Source organism: Kitasatospora putterlickiae (assembly GCF_039527695.1).
Taxonomy (GTDB): Bacteria; Actinomycetota; Actinomycetes; order Streptomycetales; family Streptomycetaceae; genus Kitasatospora; species Kitasatospora putterlickiae.
The window spans coordinates 2,833-3,370 of record NZ_BAAAKJ010000100.1 but is presented as its reverse complement, the minus strand read 5'-3'; the positions used below and the strand labels follow the sequence as shown (position 1 = coordinate 3,370).

General features: G+C 77.5%; 1 pseudogene. It reads right to left on the bottom strand.

The annotated features are described in order from the left end of the window. Positions 1-538 (bottom strand): annotated as a pseudogene (locus ABD308_RS10805) (helix-turn-helix transcriptional regulator); the annotation flags it as partial.

The window sequence follows — 538 nt, the reverse complement described above, 5'->3', positions numbered from 1 at the left end:
CAGGTCGACGGCTTCGGCGGCGAGGTCGAGGCCGTGGCGTCCACCGGTGGCGGCGCCGAGGGCGCGCAGGGCGCGGCCGACGGTGCGGGGGGTGCCCCAGACGCGGGCGAGCCGCAGTTCCTCCTCGGCGAGCGCGACGGCGGGGCCGGGTTCGCCGAGCTGGAGGTGGCATTCGGCGGCGACGGAGCGCCAGGGGGTGACGATGGGGCTGTGGACCTGGCGCTCGCCTTGGCGGCGGCCGCATTCGAGGAGGTCGGCGAGGGCTTCGCCGGGTTCGCCGGAGGCGAGTCGGAGCAGGCCCCGGGCGTAGAGGTACTCGTTCCACTCCCAGGAGTCCTGGGCGCGGTCGGCGGCGACGGCGCGGGCGAGGCCGTGGGCCTGCCAGAGCCGGCCGGTCTCGACGAGGGCGATGACGCTCTGGGCGACGAGGTGGGCGTTCTGCTGGCCGAGGAGTTCGGCGTAGCGGCCGGGGGCGGCCTCTTCGGCGGCGTGGCGGTCGACGGGGGTGGCGGCGGTCCACCAGGACTGGCCGGCGGCG